At 57.4% G+C, this 20,964-nt stretch carries 19 protein-coding genes; 16 read left to right on the top strand and 3 right to left on the bottom strand.

Translation table 11 applies throughout. The features are described 5' to 3' along the window. The first annotated feature begins 10 nt into the window (after window positions 1-10). The 14 genes from AC781_RS10815 (at window position 11) to cysK (ending at window position 15,827) form a co-directional block, all read left to right on the top strand. Entirely contained in the window at window positions 11-625 is a 615-nt protein-coding gene (locus tag AC781_RS10815) for a hypothetical protein (protein ID WP_067771749.1), read from the top strand. A 58-nt stretch (window positions 626-683) separates the two neighbouring features. Beyond that, on the top strand, window positions 684-1,847 hold the full coding sequence (locus AC781_RS10820) for a hypothetical protein (protein ID WP_141675641.1): 1,164 nt from the start codon (window positions 684-686) through the stop codon (window positions 1,845-1,847). Window positions 1,848-1,859: 12 nt separating this feature from the next. Further along, window positions 1,860-2,345 carry a hypothetical protein gene (locus AC781_RS10825; RefSeq protein WP_067771743.1) on the top strand — a complete coding sequence of 162 codons (486 nt, stop codon included), beginning with the start codon at window positions 1,860-1,862 and terminating at the stop codon, window positions 2,343-2,345. 12 nt (window positions 2,346-2,357) lie between these two features. Next, complete coding sequence (locus AC781_RS10830) at window positions 2,358-4,508, top strand: hypothetical protein (protein ID WP_067771740.1); 2,151 nt, start codon at window positions 2,358-2,360, stop codon at window positions 4,506-4,508. Further along, window positions 4,505-6,913 (top strand): hypothetical protein, encoded by a 2,409-nt coding sequence (locus AC781_RS10835; RefSeq protein WP_067771736.1) that lies wholly within the window; start codon window positions 4,505-4,507, stop codon window positions 6,911-6,913. The genes AC781_RS10830 and AC781_RS10835 overlap by 4 nt, the downstream gene beginning before the upstream one ends. Continuing rightward, complete coding sequence (locus AC781_RS14125; RefSeq protein ID WP_218107243.1) at window positions 6,886-7,875, top strand: hypothetical protein; 990 nt, start codon at window positions 6,886-6,888, stop codon at window positions 7,873-7,875. Before AC781_RS10835 ends, AC781_RS14125 begins: the two co-directional genes overlap by 28 nt. A gap of 73 nt (window positions 7,876-7,948) precedes the next feature. Then, window positions 7,949-8,452 (top strand): LamG-like jellyroll fold domain-containing protein, encoded by a 504-nt coding sequence (locus tag AC781_RS14130; protein ID WP_172801783.1) that lies wholly within the window; start codon window positions 7,949-7,951, stop codon window positions 8,450-8,452. 326 nt (window positions 8,453-8,778) lie between these two features. Then, entirely contained in the window at window positions 8,779-9,360 is a 582-nt protein-coding gene (hpf, locus tag AC781_RS10850; RefSeq protein WP_067771726.1) for a ribosome hibernation-promoting factor, HPF/YfiA family, read from the top strand. A 528-nt stretch (window positions 9,361-9,888) separates the two neighbouring features. After that, entirely contained in the window at window positions 9,889-10,014 is a 126-nt protein-coding gene (locus tag AC781_RS14380) for a hypothetical protein (RefSeq protein ID WP_281241745.1), read from the top strand. 511 nt (window positions 10,015-10,525) lie between these two features. Next, window positions 10,526-11,305 carry a ribonuclease PH gene (gene rph / locus AC781_RS10865; RefSeq protein WP_067771717.1) on the top strand — a complete coding sequence of 260 codons (780 nt, stop codon included), beginning with the start codon at window positions 10,526-10,528 and terminating at the stop codon, window positions 11,303-11,305. A 107-nt stretch (window positions 11,306-11,412) separates the two neighbouring features. Beyond that, on the top strand, window positions 11,413-12,180 hold the full coding sequence (locus AC781_RS10870) for a type II secretion system protein (protein ID WP_067771714.1): 768 nt from the start codon (window positions 11,413-11,415) through the stop codon (window positions 12,178-12,180). 139 nt (window positions 12,181-12,319) lie between these two features. Beyond that, window positions 12,320-13,036: a peptidoglycan recognition protein family protein gene (locus AC781_RS10875; RefSeq protein WP_067771712.1), complete on the top strand. Its 717-nt coding sequence runs from the start codon at window positions 12,320-12,322 to the stop codon at window positions 13,034-13,036. Between the two features lie 381 nt (window positions 13,037-13,417). Further along, the gene (locus AC781_RS10885) at window positions 13,418-14,689 is read left to right on the top strand and encodes an O-acetylhomoserine aminocarboxypropyltransferase/cysteine synthase family protein (protein WP_067771707.1); all 1,272 of its coding nucleotides are present in this window, start codon (window positions 13,418-13,420) and stop codon (window positions 14,687-14,689) included. 139 nt (window positions 14,690-14,828) lie between these two features. Continuing rightward, window positions 14,829-15,827, top strand: a complete 999-nt coding sequence (gene cysK, locus AC781_RS10890; RefSeq protein ID WP_067771703.1) for a cysteine synthase A — start codon at window positions 14,829-14,831, stop codon at window positions 15,825-15,827. A 113-nt stretch (window positions 15,828-15,940) separates the two neighbouring features. Here cysK and AC781_RS10895 read toward each other — a convergent pair whose 3' ends face one another. From AC781_RS10895 to AC781_RS10905, 3 genes are all read right to left on the bottom strand, one after another. Beyond that, the gene (locus AC781_RS10895; protein WP_067771700.1) at window positions 15,941-16,378 is read right to left on the bottom strand and encodes a GNAT family N-acetyltransferase; all 438 of its coding nucleotides are present in this window, start codon (window positions 16,376-16,378) and stop codon (window positions 15,941-15,943) included. A 67-nt stretch (window positions 16,379-16,445) separates the two neighbouring features. Further along, window positions 16,446-16,967, bottom strand: coding sequence for a preprotein translocase subunit SecG (gene secG / locus AC781_RS14225; protein ID WP_067771697.1), 522 nt, complete (start codon window positions 16,965-16,967; stop codon window positions 16,446-16,448). A 39-nt stretch (window positions 16,968-17,006) separates the two neighbouring features. Continuing rightward, a complete protein-coding gene (locus tag AC781_RS10905) occupies window positions 17,007-17,345 on the bottom strand; it encodes an aspartate 1-decarboxylase (protein ID WP_067771694.1) in 339 nt (112 codons plus the stop codon). 222 nt (window positions 17,346-17,567) lie between these two features. Here AC781_RS10905 and AC781_RS10910 point away from each other — a divergent pair, with 222 nt between their 5' ends. Next, window positions 17,568-19,508: a phospho-sugar mutase gene (locus tag AC781_RS10910; RefSeq protein ID WP_067771987.1), complete on the top strand. Its 1,941-nt coding sequence runs from the start codon at window positions 17,568-17,570 to the stop codon at window positions 19,506-19,508. 153 nt (window positions 19,509-19,661) lie between these two features. Further along, window positions 19,662-20,954, top strand: a complete 1,293-nt coding sequence (gene eno / locus AC781_RS10915; RefSeq protein WP_067771691.1) for a phosphopyruvate hydratase — start codon at window positions 19,662-19,664, stop codon at window positions 20,952-20,954. Window positions 20,955-20,964: the final 10 nt, after the last annotated feature.

Genomic DNA, 20,964 nt, shown 5'->3' on the forward strand with positions numbered 1-20,964 from the left:
CACTAAAAACATGTCTACACCTCCCGTCATCACCCCGAAAATCACGGCCCGCGTCGTCTCGCACGACGTCCTAGGCCCCTCCTCCATCTCCTTCTGCCCCGCCTCCCTCACCGTAGACGGCGCAAAAGTATCCGCCACCAGCCGCCCCGACTACGCCACCGCCCCCGAAGCCTGGCACGACATCGGCCGCGGCTCCAACTTCCAGCCAGCAGCGGAAGAAAAAATGATCGAAATTGAAGAATGCCAGCAAAACGGCGCCTGGATGAAACACAAGGAATCCATGCTCCAATCCTTCAGCTTCACCTTCACGACATCCCAAACCTCTCCGGAGGCTTTGCAGCTCGCCTTCGGCCTCGGCTCCCCCATCAAGGACGGAGAAGAAATGCCCCTGGCCAACGCCGGCAGCAACTGCATCGAAGGCTGGCTGCGCATCGTCATCAAACGCTCGCAGGACGGCACCGACAAAGTGCAGGAACTCTACGGCTACGGCCGCCTCAAACTCAAAACGGCCCCCTCCTTCACCTCCGACTTCATCAAACCCGAATTCGAATTCCTCGTCGATCCCGGCGTCGAAATGGCCACCATCACCTTCGCCAACGTCCAGGCCATCGCCGCCTCCGCCTAACCCCGCGCACCGGGCATGCCTCCACCGTACATGCCCGGTGCGAACCATCTCCATCGCCATGATCGCAACCGAAAAACACCTCAAAACCACAGCAGGCATCCGCGGCGTCTTCTACTTCCAGTTCCGGGATGGCGACACCATCGTGCAATCCCCGGGCATGCTCACCGGAGCCGTCCAGCTCGACTCCACCGCGGGCGGCGGCATCATCACCATGCCGCCGGACACCGAAAACCTCAGCTACCCCGGCCTCCCCGCAGGCCTCCACACCTACGAAATCCGCATCGCAGGCGTACCTGCCGTCCGCGGCCTCCTCGAAGTCCAGCCCTCACTCCTGCCGCCTCCCGAAACCTCCACCTCCGTCTTCTTCGACCTTGACCTCGGCACCACCATGGCCATCCACGTCGAAATCGGCACCGGGCGCAACGGCACCAATGGCAAAGACGCCTACGAAATCGCCGTCGCCCAGGGCTACAAAGGCACCCGCGACCAATGGCTGGCCAGCCTCAAAGGCGACTCGCCCTCCATCTCCGGCCTCGTCCCCTGGGCCACCTACAACGCACACGCCAACAGCGGTGCCACCCACGTCTCTGCTGCCGACCGTACCAAATGGAACGCCGCCGCCACCGGCCCCAGCTACGCCGTCAAAATCCTCTGGACCAACCCGCCCTCAGGCCCCTACTACCGCGACGACCTCGACTCCGCCTGCACCTCCTGCGGCTATGAATACGACTGGCTCGCCGCATCCGGGTGCAACCTCATCGTCTACACCGACACACCCACCCTGCAGCAACCTCTCCTCGCGACACTCGACAGCTACAAATCCACCTCCCCCGGCAGCAGCTACGCCCTGCAAACCGTCTCCCTCTACACAGCCCTGCGCGAACACATCTCCAACGGCGGCGGAACTACTGCCTCCACCGTCCGCCGCAACTACTGGCGGCTCCGCTGGACCAAATTCCCGGACGTCTACTCCCCCGGCACAGTCTCCTCACTGGTACGGGCCCAGCTGGATCAGGACGGCTACACCTACACCTACGACACCGACGACGCCTGCGACATCTACACGGAAGACTCCACACTCGCCTTCGGCTTCATCAACCAATTGAGCGAATTCATCGCCCCGCAAGCGAACGGCACCTACACCCTCCAGCGCGCATGGATGGATGTCGACCCTCTCGCCGCCGCCTGTGCAGACCGCCTCAACCGCCTCCGCACCCCCTGACCCCGCTCTGCCATGCAAACCGCCCTCTTCACCTTCGACTTCGTCACCCTCCTCGGCGGCCAGGAAACAACCATCCCCTGCTGCAGCCTTGGAGACATCATGCCCGGCCCCGAAACCAACGACTGGCAAACCTCCATCCAGACAGACGACATCATCGCCTCCCCCTGGCAGCACCACCAGGGCCGCGGCAACGCCACCAAAACCTTCGGCTTCACCGTCCTGCGCTCCTACCCCACCCGGGCCCAGGCCGAACTATACGCCCACGACCGCGAACACCTCCTCAACACCAGCCAAACCGGCCACGCCCTCTACCGCTACGGCTGGCACGAAGGCATCCCCATCTCCTCCGAACGCTGGCAGGCCACCGTCCAGCGCTGCCGTGCCCTCCCCATCTCCTCCGACCAATACGCCGGCATCCGCCGCCGCTACGGCCAAACCTGCGGCGCCTGGATCGCCGTCGAATACGCCTTCCTCCTCACGCACCGCACCATCATATAATCGTCCCCCGCCATGTCCACCGACCCGAACATCAAAATCACCATCGCCTCCGCCTACGACCCCACCGGCACCAACCAGGCACAGGCCGCCCTCCGACAAACACAGGCCGCCGCCGCCGGCATCGGCAATGAAACCATCACCGACATGAATTTTGCCGATGAGCTGGAGGCTGCCGGCAAAGCGGCAGGAGACGCAGCCAAGGAGGCCAAAACACTGGGAGATACAATCACCGATGCAGGAAGGAAAGGAAAAACTGCTGCAACCGACATCGTCTCGGGTTTCGGAAAAGCTCCCAATATCATACAGACCTCAACAGGTGCTGTTGGACGTATGGCATCTGGATTCAATACAGTCATGGGGTTAGCTCGAGGGCTGCTGGGCAAATTGGGACAGTTGGGCTTAGCTTATTCTCTCCTGCGCGGAATGTATGATTTTTTTACCAAAAGCCAGCGTGAAGCAATCGCACAGAAAAACAAAGATTTGGAAGCTTCCATTGACAAAGCTAAAGACCTTCAAAAAGAATTGAATGATCTGATTGAAAAAAACAGACTACTGAACGAACAACAGGAACGACAAGAACGGTGGGATTCGTTGATGAACTCATATCAATCCCAAACGGCTGAATTGCAGAAACAGTTGGAAATCACGAGAGCGCGTGCTGCCGTCGAAGCCGAAATCAAAGGCTTGGGCATGCAAGCAAAAAAATACGAACTGGATAACAGACGTGACCGAGGTGAAATCACGGCCTTTGAACATCTACAGGAAACGCGAAAACTGGAAGATGAAGAACTACAGGCGAAACACGCGTCGGAGTTGGCAGAGGCCAATACAGAATTGGACAATCTGCGGGAACAATCGAAAAAAACTGCTGAAACGATCAAAGACTTGAATCAGGAATCCGAACGTTTGGATCAAGGCAAAGCCGGAGCACTCACCCCTGAACAGAGAAAACAACATGAAATAAACCAGAAGAAAAATGAAGCCTATGCTCTAACCAGAGAAAAGGCATTGGCAGAAGGCTCCATCGGAGTCATGGACCGCTATCAGGTAAGGCGTGAAGCGGAACTGGGCCGGGCCGAGGCCAAAAAATTTGAAGATGCCATCAAAAGATCGGACGCATGGTACAAGGCGGAAGGCCGCGGTGGAAATTACGAATCGTATATCAAAGCTAAAGAAGACATTCAAGGCAAGAAGACGCAGGCATACGCAAATGCCAATCAACTGATGGGGCGGATTCAGGAAAAAAACAAAACAGTTGATGCCATTAAGAAAAAACAACAGGCAGAAACCGATGCGGTCATAGGGAACCGACAGGTAGTCGACCAAACTGTAGCAGCCAAGGCAGCTGATGATTTCGCCATCAAGGAAGCAGTCGGCACCCTCACCTCGGAACGCAACATCCTCAAGGAGGCGACGCAAGGCCTGGCGGATGCCGCACGGATCGATGCGGAAGAAATCTCCAAACAGGCCGAAGCCATGAACGAAATCGCCGCCGACGCCGCCAAACTGGGCAACAGCGGCAAAGATGCACAGAAACTCATGGCGGACTTCCAGCGGCTCGCCTCCTCCGGAGACTTGTCCGGCCAGCAGGCAACCCTCGCCGAAATGGGCTCGAAACTCGAACTGCTCCTCAACAACGGCACCTTCGACAAAACGCAATACGACACCCTCTCCAAAATCCTGGAACACATGAACAGCATGGCCGGCTACCAGCTGCGGGCAAAAGACAACGAAGCGAAAATCACGGAAATCGACCAGAAAATCGCCCAAATCGAAACCCTCCCCATCCTGAAACGCAACCTCCTCGCCGACGAATCCGGCTCCCAGGCCATGGCTGAAGTCTACAGCTCCCACCTGAAGGGACTGCAGCAACAGGTGGAGGCCGGATCGGAAGCCGAACGTGCGGTAGCTGACTCACTCAACGACCTGTCAGACGGCTACCTCGACACGCAGGAAGCCCAGCGCATGGCTGACAATGCCGAACGCCTCCTGCAATCGCATGATGCCGCCGCCCAGCAGATTGGAGGCTTCCTGAAAACTGTCGTCTCTTCTTATGGTGAAGCTTCCTCCATCCTGCAGGACACCCGGTTTCAAGTTTCATCCGCTCGGGCCCAAATGGAAAGCATCCGCGCGAAAAACAATCAAGCCTATACCGCCAAATGACCACCGAACACCGCTACGACCTCGCCGCCATTGGCCCGGACAAACTCACCGAATGCACCATCACCTACGCCAGCCTCGCCGCCGGAACCTGCAGCATGGCCTGGGCGATGGATAACCTCGCCGACATCCCCGTCCCATGGCAATACGGCCACTGGGTACGCCTCTACCGGGGTACTGACCTCGTCTTTTTGGGATACGTCAAAAAAGCCCAGCCGAAAATCTCCGCCGGCAGCATCCACTACGCCGTCGAAATGACCGACCCCTACGACCTCCTCGGCCGCTCCATCTACCAGCCTCCGCCTGCCGACCCCTCCCGGTCGGATGGCCGCCACCTCCAGATCGGCCAAACCGCCACCACCGCCCGCGCCTGTGCCGACCTCGCCACCGCCCTCGACCAGGCCACCGCAGGCCCCGCACGGAACATGCCCGCCACCATCGACATCCTCGCCAAAGGCACCACGGGAGCCATCGGCACCAACGGATCCAACACCTGCGCTCAGATGATTGAAGCCATGTCCCGCTGGTGCCCCGGCCTCGTCTCCTGGATGGACTACGGCGGCACGCACCCCCGCCTCGTCATCGCAGACAGCCTCGACCTCCCCGTCATCGACATCCCCTACGGCACCTGCGCCATGGGCGGCATCGACCTCACCCCCCGCCACGACCTTGTGCCGCCGGTGGTTGCGCTCAAAGCCCCGGATGGAACCATCGTCAAAATCATCCCCGAAGGCGGCGACCTCAACGTCCCGGACGCCTTCGTCTACACATTGCCCTCTGTGACTCGGACAAAGACTGTGGAGAAGAGCGAAGAGGAAGAAGCCGAAGAACTCTCCAAACCCGGCAAGGCCGAAACCTCCGGCCCCGTGGATGCAGCCACCGCCGCCGCCGCCCGCCAAGTCATGGAACTCAAAGGCATCCCCTTCCCGAAAGCCAACCCCAACGGCAAAGAAAACGAATGGACGAAAAACACGGCCGCCTACAAATACTGGAAACACCACTTCCCCTTCCTCGCCCAGGTCAAAGACCACGTCAAATTCTCCACATGGTGCAACATCACCTACGAAGGCCAGCCCGACGAATTCCACGAAGAAAACCCCGAAACCGGCGTCGAAACATGGATACTGCCCGCCAACTACAAAATCGACGGCCAGAAATACGAACTCATCCTCGGCAGCATCACCCGCAAATTCCCCAGCATCCGCTGGTGCTACGCCAACATCGAACAACGCGTCTGCTGCACCCCGGATGCCCCCCGCAAAGCCAGCGTACGCGAATTCTTCAGCGGCGACGGCACCGACGGCGCCGGCAAAGTCATCACCCGCTCCCTCGCCTACCGGGTCATCGCCATCAACCTCTCCGGCAACAAACGCTACATCGGCGGCGACTACGGCGACGCCTCCGGGGACCCTGCCGCCGATCCCGAAGCATGGGAACAAAACTCGACGCCGGAAGAAGAAAAAGAACACGGCAAATACGAATACCGCTACTACATCGTCCACCTACCGGAAGGCGGCCTCCTCACCCTCTCCACCGAATGGTTCGACGCCCTCGGCTTCATCCTCTGGGGAGACGGCCACGTCACCTACACCATGGACCCCGGCCGCATCAACCAGGGCACAGCCACCGTCCACCCCGCCTCCCGGCAATGGGCACCCCAACAGCAAATCGCCCACACCTACGCCCCCGGCATCTACACCCTCAAACTCGCCGCCCGCGAAAACGAAAGCATCTTCTTCACCCCGCACGACAAAGTGCAAGAAATCGAAAGCGACATCCCGGCCGACCTCATCCGCAACTACTGGGACAAAACGCGAGCCCTCCAGTACGACGGCAGCCTCGGCCCCATCCTCTGGCCCACCCCCTGGCAACTCCCCGGCCACCGCATCCGCATCACCGGCTCCGGATACGCCCCGTGGGACACCATGGACACCACCGTCCAACACGTCTCCTGGGACCTCAAAACCGGACACTGCACCCTCACCCTCGGCACTCGGGCCGCCTACAACTTCGATGAATACACCAACCGCAACCGCGTCGCCGACCTCCGAGACCAAACCCTCGTCAGCGACACCGCCCTCGACCCCGCCCAGCAACCCTCTTCCGGAAACAGCGGCGGAAGCGGTGGCGCAGACAAAACCGAAAAAGAAGACAACCCCGTCGCCCCCATCTTCCAGCCCCTCAACACCGGCAGCAGCGGCGGAGAACGGCGTAAACCCTTCGAAGTCTACGTCGAAAACGGCCAATGGTGGATGAATGGCGGAGAACTCCCCCTGCCGGACAGTGCGCGGCCCCAGAAACTCGAACCCGTCCTCCTCCCGGACGGCCAGAAATACGGCTACTACCACGTCCTCGAAAAAAACAACACACTCGGCTGGATGTGGACCCTCAAAAAGAAACCGAAATGAGCGACATCCCCGACCTCCTCGAAACCGAACAACACCGCGCCATCCACATCGCGGACATCGACGGCATCACCGCCACCCAGCACCACCTCGGCGGCATCCTCCTCCCTCCGTCATGGGGCAGCATCGACCAGATCGACGACCCCGAAGCCTGGATCGTCATGGATGAATGCCCCCTCTACCACAACAACAGCAACGGCACCTACACCCCCGCACCCTCCCGCTACCTCCACGGAGCCTACTGGCGCGGCAAACTCCACCTCCGCATCACCGACATCGCCTTCCCGGAACCGCCTCCGCCACCCGACCACACCATCCCCGACCTCATGGAAGAAGAACCCGGCATCCTCCGTGCCGAACTGGATGGCCCCACCGCCTCGGACGTCAGCCCCGGCACCTACCGCGGCTGCACCCTCGTCCCCGGCGACCTCTACGAACGCGACGCCTACCTCCGCCACAACGGACAATGGCGCGGCGACCTCCCCTGGATCATGGCCGACACATGGGCCCTCCCCTGGTACAACCCGGACGGCTACACCGGGCAAAACGGCGTCACCTACTGCCTCTGGGCCTGCATCACCTGCGGCCGCCTCTTCCTCGTCCTCCAGCACGCCGTCGAAGGCTTCGGCAAAGTCTGCGAACTCATGGATGGCCCCTGGGATGCAGACGGCACCCAACCATGGCGCCCCCTCGGAGGCGAACACATCGGCATCCCCGACCTCGACCCAACCCTCCCATCAACCGCCATCCACATTGCGGACATCGACGGCATCGCCTCCACCCAGCACTACAGCGGCGAACACATCATCCTCCCCGCCTTCGCCCCATCGGCCGTCGCCACCTACGACACCGTCATCCTCCGCTGGCAAGCCATCGACCCGCGCCACACCATCACCACCACCGCCAGCCTCGACCCCCTCACCTGGACCTACGCCCTCCACACCTCCGTCGACTACACCGGATAACCCGTGCATCCCCCGTGCATCCCCCATGCACAACACAGGCACGCCCCATGCACGGGACGTGCCTTTTTCATCCATGAATGCCTCGACATCCAAACTACATGTCAAACGCATCCAAACCCTCATGGCGCGTTACACCAATTATCTGTATGTGCAATCCGGCGGCAACAATAAATACAACGTGTACGGCAATGGCCTGATCGGCAATGGAGGGGAATCGACGGCGCCGATTACGCAGAACGTATGGAACCACATGGCCTTGACCTACCAGAACGGAGTAGCCACTCTGTTCCTGAACGGCGAACAGGCCGGACAATGGACCGGCACACCGATTGCCAATGCGGATGTGACGCAGTTCACCCTTGGAAACGGAGATTCGGGTAGCAAGCCGACAGCCATGTACGATGAGGTGGCGTTGTTCTCCGGAGCTTTGACGAAGGATCAGGTAGGCTATTTGGCTAAGGGACGTGTATCCGATGCCATCAAGGCGGAAAATGCCGCTGTTCCCGAGCCTGCAACGGCAACTCTGGGCCTGTTGTCCCTGGCTGGCCTGATGCTGCGCCGCCGCCGCATGGCGTAAGAGGACAAACGGATTCGGAACGGCTGCCTTTCCATGGGGAAGGCAGCCGTTTTGCATGCTTGCGTGTAGCAGAAATGGTAATAGAACCACGCAGTGAATGTACTTGTGTGTCGTGCGGCTCCAGAATGGCGTGACCACCTGCCTGGGCTCATGGGGGTGCGGTAGGGTGAAAGTTTGCGTTGTTTGGATGGATTCTTTTCCGAAAGGCTATCTTTTTGTGTCTTTTTTTCAAGAAAGCTCGACAATACAGAGGTTTCAGGTGTATTATTAACAGTGCGAAAAAACATGAATTCGCAATAACCCAAAAATAGAAAGAGGTAAGTACCATGCAAAAAGCAGATATTACGGTAACGGGGCGTCATGTAGAAGTGACCGAGGCGATCCGCGAATTCGCGGTCAAAAAAATTGAGGCAATCCATATCGACTACCCCAAGATCATTGAAGCACGAGTGATTGTGGACGTGCAGAAAGACCGACAAATTTGTGAAATCATCCTTTTCTGCTCCGATCATATCACGATTGAAGCTTCCACCGTCGGTGTCGATCTCTATGCGGCCATTGACGAAACGGTAACCAAGATCATGCGCCGCATGCGTAAGCACAAGACGCGTCTGATGAAGAGGTTCCGCCCGCATCGCGCAGAATCCATCCGCCATCTGGAAGCTCAGGTGTATGGGGAAGATGTGCTTGATTACGAAGAAGGTGCAACGGAAGATCCGAAGCCGATCACCATACACCGCGAAGGCTACGAACTTGTCACCATGTACAAGGAAGATGCCATTATGGCACTGGAAATGTCGGACAAGCCTTTCGTGCTGTACCGCAATGCCCGCCGCGATGTTTTGCAGATCGTGTACCGTTTGCCGAATGGAGATTACTCCATTATTGAGCTCGGTGCATCCTTGTAATCATCGATTGTACGGTATTTGAAAAGAGCCCCGGAATGATCCGGGGCTCTTTTTTTGCAATTAATATGACAAAATGATGCAAAATTGTTTATATGAAAATTAATTGTAAAAAATCTGGGAAAAGATGCGAAAAAATGGTAATTTTGAAATAAGGAGAAACAGCAATCGGTATAGTATAAGAAGCGGATTTTAAATCCGTTTATTTTCATTTATGTTTATTTAATTAATACTAAAATGATTGTATTTTTGTACATGTACACAAAAGCCGTTTTCGCTGTGCAATAATATTTTTTCATTCCACGTAACGCGCTTATAGTAACTAATAAATGATAGATGTTCATTTGAGGGTTGACGTACGGATTTAAAAACCGTAGAATAATGCCGTTCCAAATCTGAAAGCTGAACGCCAACAAGTGGAATTTATTGTGCTTGCGTATCCTGTCCTGTCGAGAAGGCAGCAAGGCATCCCCCTCTTCCATCAGGTAAATGGAAGTTACATAGAGAGAGTAGTGCCACCTCCGTAAGGGGGTGGCACTTCTTGTTGGAGAGGAAGAACGGATGATGGTATTTTTTGTGGCGGAGAAAAGGGCTGAAAAAGAGAGGAAAAAAGGATGTGAAATAATTATTTATGATGTGCTGATTAATGAAAATTAACGGATTATCAATCCGTTTGTCAATAATAAAATCCTGAAATATACAACTTCTTCATTTTTTATGCTTCCTGTTGCTACATGGTTGATCTGTGTGCATGATGCCTTCACGGTATATCTATTCATAAGTGCATCAAGACGCTGAATGTCTGACGAATGTGAAATGGGTATGTCATGCGGATTGATAATCCGTATTCTAGGTTTTGTTCCGGATGGGCAAAATATCCCAATGGTTCAATTGTTGTTCTGTTGACGTTTTTACTTCGCCGGGGCAACATCTGCTTCATGCGCTTGCAATTCCTGTCGTGCCGCGAAGGAGCAAGGCATCCCCCTCTTCCACAGGTAAATGGAAGTTACATAGAGAGAGAGCTGCGCCACCTCTGGGTAGAGGTGGCGCAGCTTTTTTTCCGAGAACGGCATGTAACCGGTGTTCGGTTTGTTCAATGTGAAGATTTCCTTGACAACCCGTTGCCTTTTGCCTTGTCAAATTCGTGGAAACAGGGCATTCTAACGGCATGAACCGTCACGATCACAGACAGGCGGACGAATTGCGTCCCATCTCCTTTATTCCGCATATCGCCCCGAATGCGACGGCCTCCGTATTGGCATCGTTCGGGAATACACGCGTGATTTGTGCGGTGACAATCGAGGAGGATGTGCCCCGCTGGATGAAGGTGCAGAAGGTTGAGGGCGGCTGGCTGTCTGCCGAGTATTCCATGTTGCCCTATTCCACGCTGGATCGTAAGCGCCGCGATATTACTTCCGGTAAACTGGACGGGCGTTCTTCGGAAATCCAGCGACTGATCGGGCGCTCCTTGCGCGCCGCCGTCGATCTTTCGAAGATCGGCCAGCGCACGGTCTGGATCGATTGCGACGTGCTGCAGGCTGACGGCGGTACAAGGACGGCTTCCATTTCCGGAGCGTCGGTTGCTCTCGCGATGGCGCTGAACAAGCTTGTAGCGGAAGGGAAATTGGCTGAAATGCCCATGAAGCAGCTCGTTGCCGCTATTTCCGTCGGCATGCTGGAAGGTACGCCTCTTCTGGATCTCTGCTATGTGGAAGACCGCGATGCAGATGTGGATATGAATGTGGTGATGACGGAAGGCGGCCAGTTCGTCGAAGTGCAAGGTTCCGGGGAAGAAGCGGTGTTCACGGCCGATGAGATGGCAGCCATGCTTGCTCTTGCTGGCAAGGGCATCCGGGAGTTGAACGCTTTGCAGCGCGAGGCGATTGCTGCTGCAGACCGCCCGGCGGCCGAGGATTTATCGGCTCTGCAGGCTTTGTTTGCCCGCTAAAAGGGAAGTGCGGGCAGGGGCGATCGGCATGGTCGGGAAAAATGAATTTACCGCTTGCCAACTATACTTGTAAATGCTATAAATAACCGTCAATCACAGATTCAACCATGAAACTCAAATTTGCACATAAAGTCCGTCGCGCAGCGGCATTCACGCTGATCGAGCTGATGGTCGTCGTTGCTATTATTGCGTCTCTGGCCGCCGTATCCTGGGGTCCGATTCTCGATAAGTTGAACGATGGCGATCGCACTGCCGGTGTTTCGAACATGAGGAACGTGTATTCCACCCTGATGGATTTCAATAATTCATACGGTTCCTTCCCGTGCGATAGTACGGCGCTGGATATCGAGGAGCAGAATGGCGAGACAGCAACCCAGTACGGCCCAATCAAAGGCAACTATTCGAACGATTATCTTCGCCAGCTCTTTTTCCTGAACAATGTTGGTCCTTCCTTTGAAGGCAATTTCTATGCAAAAATCGCTATTGCCGATGGCCGCAAGATCAAGGAAGCCGATAAAAAGGTAGGCGGTGGCAAAGCTCTTTCCAAAGGCGAATGTGGCTTCGGTTACGTGATGCGCACCGACCCCGACAATGCGGACGTGCGTACGCCCGTGACGGGCAACGACGCTACTCCGATTCTCCTTTCTTCGGTGGCCAGCAAGGCTCCGACGAAGGCTGCCGATACCCGTTACGATATGAACAGCTTCCGCGGCAATCTCCTGTACTATACGATTTCCAATTCGGGTGGACAGAAGGAACTTGTTGAAGAAGAAGATAATACCGATTATGGTACTCCCAAGAAGAGTCTCTTCGGTGAGGACAAGAAAGGCCGTGACAATGGCAGCAAATACATTGTCATGCCTCCCAATCTCTAAAGAGGCGGGTAGATACTGAACCGAACTTTTCACAAGGCGTTCTGCATCGTGCAGGGCGCCTTGTTGTTTATGGCAGCGGGAGCTTCGGAATGGGCGAAAAGCGCCTTGACATTCCGATGTCCGTGTAGAAGGATACGCCATGCCCTTTCTCTACCTTGTGGTTTTTCTCTGCTGCTGCCTGCTGCTGGGATGCGACGATGCGGTCGATCGTCTACCGGAACCGCCGCTGGTTATTTTTACGCCGGATCCTGCTCCGCTGCGTTGTCTGACTCCGCAGCAGTTGCGCGAGGAGATCAATATCTGTGAGGATTTGATTCCGAAAGGGGAGTTCGGCCGTTGCAAGCCGCGTGAGCTGGTGCCGCACTATATCACGATCCATGCGACGCGGAATATGAATGCCTCCGCCAATGCGGCGCGGCATGCCTCCGTGCTGAAGATGGGGCGCATTACGGGCGGTGCGGTGGGGTATTTGAGCTGGCATTTTACCGTGGATTGCGGGGAGGTGCGCCAGCATTTGCCTCTCAACGAAATGGGGCATCATGCGGAATACGGTTACAAGCCGGGCAATCTGTATTCCATCGGCATTGAGATGTGCGAGAACGAGGGGAACGATATGCCGGCGACGTTCGAGCGAACGGCCAAGCTGGCGGCTTTGCTGATGTACGAGTACCGGATTCCGTTGAAATGCGTGGTCGGCCATATTTTCTGGACGGGGAAGAAATGCCCCGCCCCTCTTCTGGATGACGGGTGCCTGGGGGCGACCTGGGCCGGCTTCATTTCGCGAGTCGATTACTATGACCGTTGCCTTAAATTCGGGTCGCAGCAGCAGAAAAGGGCGGAAAACAAGGCAGGCTGACAAGGGAGTGTCATACTTTGTTTTCTTGTAGGATATTGATTATTAATATAAATGGATGTTCGTTCGTTGCCTCGGCATGAAAAAAATAGTCTGTACGCAAATTATTCTTGCGAATCAGTCTAAAAAACGGCAGAATCCCGGCGCACCAAGTTCATCCTTCATTCAACTTTTCGGTTTTTTCCGCTTCCGATCCTTGACAGGATATTTCTTCATTTCGAGGAGGCTTTTTTTGTTGATTCCCGCATGGCATCCGTGTCTTCCTTTTGTGCGGTCCAGTATCATGTCTCCGCATCTTCTTGCCGCGCCGTAACCGGCAGGTGATTTTTCCGTTCTTTCCTTTTTCATTCATTCACAATTAACATAGAAATAAATAGATCCATTATGAGTTACAAGCCTGAAACATTAGCCATTCATGCCGGACAGCCCGTCGAAAGCGATACCCTTTCCCGCGCTGTGCCCGTTTACCGCACTTCATCCTTCCTGTTCAAGAGCGCCAAGCATGGCGCCGACCTGTTCGCCCTGCGCGAGCTGGGCAATATTTACGCCCGTCTGATGAATCCGACGAACGATGTGCTGGAGCAGCGCATTGCCGCACTGGAAGGCGGAGTCGGCGCCCTGTCGCTGGCTTCCGGTACGTCCGCCATCCAGTATGCGTTGTTGAATATTCTGAAGGGCGGAGACGAGTTCGTGACGGCAAACAATCTGTACGGGGGCACCTACACGATGTTCGACGCCATTTTGCCGAATTACGGGATTACGGCCCGCTTTACGCCGGTGAACGATTTTGCCGCCGTGGAGGCCGCCATCAATGAGAAGACGCGTGCCATTTATATTGAGGTGATCGGGAATCCTTCCCTTGATGTGGCGGATATCGACCGTTATTCCGAGATTGCCCGCAAGCATCATTTGCCCCTCGTCGTGGATTCGACGTTTACGCCGCCCACGCTTTTCCGCCCGATCGATCATGGTGCGGATGTGGTGATTCATTCACTGACGAAGTGGATCGGCGGGCATGGTACGGGCATCGGCGGCATCGTGATCGATGCTGGCAAGTTCGACTGGACGGATCCGAAGTTCGCCCTGTACAACGAGCCGGACGGCGGCTACCACGGGCTGCGTTTCGGACATGATCTCGGCAGTTTGCAGCAGCTTGCCTATATTCTCCGCATGAGGACGGTGCTTCTGCGCAATCTGGGTGCGACTCTTTCTCCCGATTCCGCCTGGAATTTCATCCAAGGAGTCGAAACGTTGCCGCTTCGCACGCAGCGCCACAGCGAGAATGCCTTGAAGGTGGCCCGTTTCCTGAAGAATCATCCGAAGGTGGCATGGGTGCGCTATCCGGGGCTGGAGGACGATCCTTCCTACCCGCTTGCAGCCAGGTACCTGAAGAACGGGTTCGGCGGTATGGTGGTGTTCGGCCACAAGGGCGGTTATGAAGAGGCCGTGCGCGTGATCGACAATATCCAGCTGTTCTCGCACCTCGTGAATGTGGGCGATGCGAAGAGCCTGATCGCCCATCCGGCAAGTACGACTCATTCGCAGCTTTCCGAAGAGGCCCTGCTCAAAGGCGGCATTACGCCTGATCTGCTGCGCCTGTCCATCGGTCTGGAACACGTCGATGATATTATCGCGGCTCTGGACGAAGTTCTGTAAAAAACAAGGAAGCCGTGAACGCGGCTGCGTCGGGAGGCGTCTATACCTGCAAGGCAGGGTAGCCCTTCCGGCCCGGCTGCCCGCGCGGCCTCAACCCGGGCGTCGGCAGCGCCGCACGCCCTCAGCCAATAAGAAAACCATGAGTACACCAGAAACATCAGCAGACAAGAAGGCCTATTCCTCCGTCGTGGAGACGATCGGCCGCACTCCTCTCGTTCGTCTCAACCGCCTGGCCGAAGGCCTGAATGCGGAGATCTGGCTCAAGTGCGAATTCCGCAATCCCCTTTTCAGTGTGAAGGACCGTATCGGCCGCGCCATGATCGACGCCGCCGAGAGGAGCGGAGCCTTGAAGCCCGGAGGCATCATTATTGAACCGACTTCCGGCAATACGGGTATTGCCCTCGCTTCCATCGCCGCTGCCCGCGGTTACCGATGCATTCTCGTGATGCCCGAGACCATGTCTCTGGAGCGCCGGACGCTTCTCCGCATGCTGGGGGCCGAGATCGTGATTACGCCGGGCTCCCTCGGGATGAAGGGCGCTATCGCCAAGGCGGAAGAGTTGTTGAAGCAGTATGGCGATCATGCCTACGGCCCCGGCCAGTTCGATAATCCTGCCAACCCCGAAGCCCACTATTTCACCACCGGCCCGGAAGTGTGGGACGATACTTCCGGCGAGGTCGATGTGTTCATTGCCGGCGTCGGCACGGGGGGTACCTTCTCCGGCACAGTGGAGTATTTGAAGGAGCGCAAGCCGAGTGTGCGCGGTGTGGCCGTGGAGCCTGCCGCCAGCGCGGTCATTTCCGGTGGCGCGCCTGGACCGCACGGCATTCAGGGGATCGGAGCGGGGTTCATTCCGAAGAATCTGAACCGTTCTCTGATCGATGAGATCGTGCAAGTGACGAATGAAGACGCTCTGCGTACTGCTCGCGCCCTGGCGGCCCGCGAAGGTATTCCGGCCGGCATTTCGACGGGAGCCAATGTGTGGGCGGCTCTGGAGCTGGCCCGGCAGCCCGAATATGCCGGGAAGAAGATCGTGGCGATTGCCGCTTCGGCTACGGAGCGCTATTTGTCCACCCCGCTGGCTGCGGAAGCTGCGGAAGAGATGAGACACCTGTCTGTCAGCCCTGTGAATCTTTGAGTTTGCAGGCTGGCTCTGTGCGGATCCCCTTGTCCGGCATGTCCGGGCAGGGGGATTTTAGCGTCGGAGGCAGGAGGGCACCGAAGTATCCGCAGAAGTGGTCAGGGTTCGGTTTAGAGGAAGTCCGGCAGTTTGCGCTGCATGAATTCCATGGGGTCGCCGGCACCGTGGACTGAGAAGCCGAACGGCGCATAGAATTCCGGAGTTTCTGTGAGCAGGGCCATGCGTCCGACGCGGGCAACTTCGGGATTTTCCATGACGGCGGCCAGCAGGCGGGAACCGAGCCCTTTGCCCTGGAATTCCGGCACGATGAAGACATCGGTTACGTAGCCGAAGGTGCAGCCGTCGCTGACGACTCGCGCTCCTCCTACCTGGACTCCGTTTTCCTCGTCGTACATGCCGAAGACCCAGCGGGAGCCGTCGAAGCTTTCTTCGATCATGGCGTGGGAACGCGTTTTGGCCCAGTAGGAGTGGTCGTTCAGGAAGCGGCAGATGACGTCGAACTGGAGTTTGCTCCGGTCGTCGGAAATCAGGATGGATGGTGTTTTCATGGCTGTTGTATCAAGAAAAAAGGACGGGGTAAACCCGTCCTGAGAAAAAAGCGGAATGTCTCGGATGTCAGGCTACTGCCGGTTGAGTGGCCGGAGCTTTGTCTCCTTCGGCTGCGGGTGCAGCAGGCTGAGCCGGAGCTGCGGGCTGGGCTGCCGGCTGTGCAGGTGTTTCGGCGGGAGCCGGTGCGGGCGTTTCTTCCGGTTTGGCGGCATCGGCAGCGGCAGGCTGCTGATTGAGGAGGGCGCCGATGTTTTCCGTGGCAGGCTTGGCCGGTTCGGCCTTTTTGGTGGCGGTCGCCCGATTGCTCAGGGAGGATTGTTCTTTCTTGAAGGCTTTGCTCAGCATGATGCCGAGGGCGAGGCAGACGATGAAGAACAGCGTGCCGAAGAGGACGGTGGCTTTCTTGAGGACATCCGTGGTACGTGCGCCGAAGGCCTGGTCGGTCATGGCTGCGCCGAATGCTGCGCCAAGGCCTTCCTGCTTGGGCCTCTGCATGAGGACGACAAGCAGCAGCAGGGCGCTGACGACGAACAGCACGGCAAACGAAATGTAGATGCTGATATTGAGAAGATCGGCGATAACAAGCATGGCAGGACAGATTAACTGAAAAAAAAGATTTTGTAAAGCCTAGGAAATGATTTCGTTGAGTTCGTTGCAAACGATTTTCGTCGGGATGATGGGTTTGTCGTCCATCGCGAAGCTCATAATGACGACGCGTTCACCTGTTTTGATGAGGTGGGCGGCGCCGCCGTTCATGATGATGTTGCCCGTGCCGGGAGGGCCGACAAGTGCATAGGTTTCAAGGCGGTTGCCGGAGGTGACGGAGGCGACGAGCACCTTTTCTCCCGGCCACAGGTTGGCGGCTTCCATCAGATCCTGCGGAATCTCGATACTGCCTTCGTATTCGACATCGCCACGGGTGATCATGGCGCGGTGAATTTTCGATTTGAGTTGTTGAACGAGCATGGCGTCGGAAAATTTCGCGTGGAGGGATCAAATACCGATACGCGCCAAAGGTCAAGCGAAAACGCAATCGAAGTGTGACTGTCGTTTGACATCGCGGATGCGGGAGTCGCCGTTTGCAAGGGATGGCGGGAGGTTCGCCGTTGATATCCCGGGCGGCGGCTTTCGCCGTCGCTGCCGCAGCTTGTTCTTGTGTTGAGTGAGTGAATCTGTATGATTCGCTCCATGGAAAGCATATTGCATCCGTTGCTTGAAAAGGCGGTGGCCGATGGCAGGCTGCTGGCCTCGTCTCTTGAGAATATCAATCTTTTGCTGGCGGGTTCGAAGGATCCCGTGGTTCCGGTGTCCATCCGGGAGCTGGCCGAGGCCGGGGAGTGGCAGGAATTGAACGACCGTTTTTACAAGACTCTGGCTTTCGGGACCGGAGGGTTGCGGGGCCGGACGATCGGCAAGGCGGTGACGAAGGCGGAGCAGGGGCATGGCGGCCCGAACGGCAGGCCGGAGTTCCCCTGCGTCGGTACGGCGTCGATGAATTATTTCAATGTGGGGCGCGCGATGCGCGGCCTGATTATTTATATGAGCCGTTTCGTGGCGGCGGAAGGCGGCAATCGCAAGCCCCTGATCGTGATCGGGCACGATACTCGCCATTTCTCCCGCGATTTTGCGGAGTTCTGCGCCCGCATCGCCTGCGATCTGGGTTGCGATGTGGCGTTGTTCGACGGCCCGTGTTCGACTCCGGAGGTGTCCTTCGCCATCCGCGAGCTGGGCGCAGATACCGGGGTGGTGCTGACGGCGAGCCACAATCCGGCGCACGATAACGGTTTCAAGGCGTATTTCCGCGACGGTTCGCAGTTGATCGCTCCGCATGACATGGGGGTGATTCAGGAGGTGAATGCTCTGTCTTCCGATTCCTACGAGCCTCTTCCCGAGGCGGAGCGCGGTTCCGTGCGCGTGCTTGGCCCGGAGTTCGACCGCGTGTTCATGGATCGCCTGAAGACGATTATTCTTCGTCCCGGCGAGTTCGAGCAGGGCGGCGCGAATGTGGTTTATACGAATCTTCACGGCACGGGCGGCCGCTGTATCGTGCCTTTGCTGCGCGAGCTGGGCTGCAAGGTGACGACGGTAGCCGAGCAGGATGTGCTGGACGGGCGTTTTCCGACGGTGGCTTCTCCGAATCCCGAGAATGCTTCAGCCCTTGCGATGGGGATTGAGCAGGCCGACCGCATCGGTGCGGAGATCGTGATTGCGACCGATCCTGATGCGGACCGCATGGGTATTGCCGTGCGCGATGCTTCGGGCGAGATGAAGCTGATGACGGGTAATCAGATCGGCTCTCTGCTGGCCTGGTACCGCTGCATGACGATGCTTGAGCTGGGCATGATTTCTCCGGACAATCTCGATCACACGGTGATGGTGAAGACGTTTGTGACGACTCCCCTGCAGGATGCGATCGGCGAGAGCTACGGTATTCCCGTGGTGAATGTGCTGACGGGTTTCAAGTACATTGCCGCGAAGCTCGGCAAGTACGAAGCCGCGATTCCCGAGGATCTTCGCCGCGGCTACCGCCGCATGAGCGAGGACGAGACTCGCGCCCTGCGCCTCAAGTTCAGCCGTTTCTTCGTGTTCGGCGGTGAGGAGAGCTACGGTTATCTGGCTCAGGATTTCGTGCGCGACAAGGATGCGAATGCCGCCGCGCTGCTGGTGGCCGAGCTGGCGGCCTATGCCTCGAACCACGGTACGAATTTGACGGCTCTGCTGGACGATTTGTTCGGGAAGTACGGTGTGCATCTCGAAGGCGGCAAGTCCATCGTGATGGAGGGTGCGGACGGTGCGGCGAAGATTGCCGCTCTGGCGCAGTCCTACGCCGATCATCCTCCCGTGGAGGTGGACGGTTCTGCGGTGAAGGCGATTCGCGATTTCTCGAAGGGCGATATGGTGGATGCCGAAGGCGATCCCATTCCGGCGGAGAAGATGCTTTTTGTCGATCTGGAAGACGGCCGCAGCTTTGCCGTGCGCCCTTCCGGTACAGAGCCGAAGATCAAGTATTACCTGTTCGGCCACGGTGCGCCGGGTGCCGATGTGCAGGAATCCCGCAAGGCCGTGCAGGCCGCGGAGGATTCGCTGTGGAAGGCTGTGGAAGCCGATGCGCACAATCGCATGGCCTGATGCGGTCAAACAGTTGCCTGTTTCCGGGCGGGGCCTGTTCCGAAGGGGCGGCTCCGCCCGTTGCTTTTCAGGGAGAGAAGTCAGGGGAATGAGAGTTAGTTAGAACAAACTTTCTTTGAACGCCTCTCCTGTTCTTCGTGTCCAAGCGGTACTATGGAAAAAGATCTGTTCATTACAGAAACAAAAGCCCGCGAAATTCTGGATTCTCGCGGCAATCCCACCGTCGAGGTCGATGTCCGCCTGGCAGGCGGCGCCGTAGGCCGTGCGGCGGTGCCCAGCGGAGCCTCTACGGGCGAGCATGAGGCATGGGAGTTGCGCGATGGGGACAAGAGCCGCTATCTCGGCAAGGGCGTGCAGAAGGCCGTGGATAATGTGAACGATATCATTGCTCCCGAGCTGGCCGGCATGCGGGCGACGGATCAGGTTTATCTCGATCATCTTTTGATCAATCTCGACGGTACGCCGAACAAGGCTCGCCTCGGTGCCAACGCCATTCTCGGCGTTTCTCTGGCTATTGCACGCGCGGCGGCCCAGCAGCTCGGTGTGCCTCTTCACCGCTATCTCGGCGGCCCGAATGCGAAGGTTCTTCCTGTGCCGATGATGAATATTATCAATGGCGGAGCCCATTCCGACGCTCCGATCGATTTCCAGGAGTTCATGATCGTGCCGAAGGGCGCGCCGACTTTCAAGGAGGCGTTGCGCTATGGTGTGGAGGTGTTCCATGCTCTGAAATCCGTGTTGCACGACCGCGGGCTGGCAACGACCGTAGGCGACGAAGGCGGTTTCGCCCCGACGCTGAAATCGGCCGACGATGCGCTGGAATGTATCATGAAGGCGATCGAGAAGGCGGGCTACCGGCCCGGCGAGGATATCGCGATTGCGCTGGATGTGGCTTCTTCGGAGTTCTACGATGCGGAATCCGGCCTGTATGTGTTCAAGAAATCGGATCAGAGCCGCCGGACGGCCGCCGATCTCGTGGCGTACTACAAGGAGTTGCAGGCGAAGTTCCCCATCGTGTCGATCGAGGACGGTTGCGCGGAAAACGACTGGGCAGGCTGGAAGGTGCTGACCGACGAGCTCGGCAGGACGATGCAGCTCGTGGGCGACGATTTGTTCGTGACGAATGTCGATTTCCTGCGCAAGGGCATCGATCAGGGGGTGGCCAATTCCATTCTCGTGAAGGTGAATCAGATCGGCACGCTGACGGAGACGCTCGATGCCGTCGAGCTGGCGCGCACGAATCGCTATACCGCCGTGATTTCACACCGCTCGGGCGAAACGGAGGATTCCACCATCGCCGATCTCGCCGTGGCGACGAATGCGGGGCAGATCAAGACGGGTTCCCTGAGTCGTTCCGACAGGCTCGCCAAGTACAACCAGCTTCTTCGTATCGAGGAAGATCTTTATGAAGACGCCATTTATGCTGGCACCATCATGAAGTTTTAGTCTATAATGC

Origin of the sequence: Neoakkermansia glycaniphila (genome assembly GCF_001683795.1) — a bacterium.
Taxonomy (GTDB): Bacteria; Verrucomicrobiota; Verrucomicrobiia; order Verrucomicrobiales; family Akkermansiaceae; genus Akkermansia; species Akkermansia glycaniphila.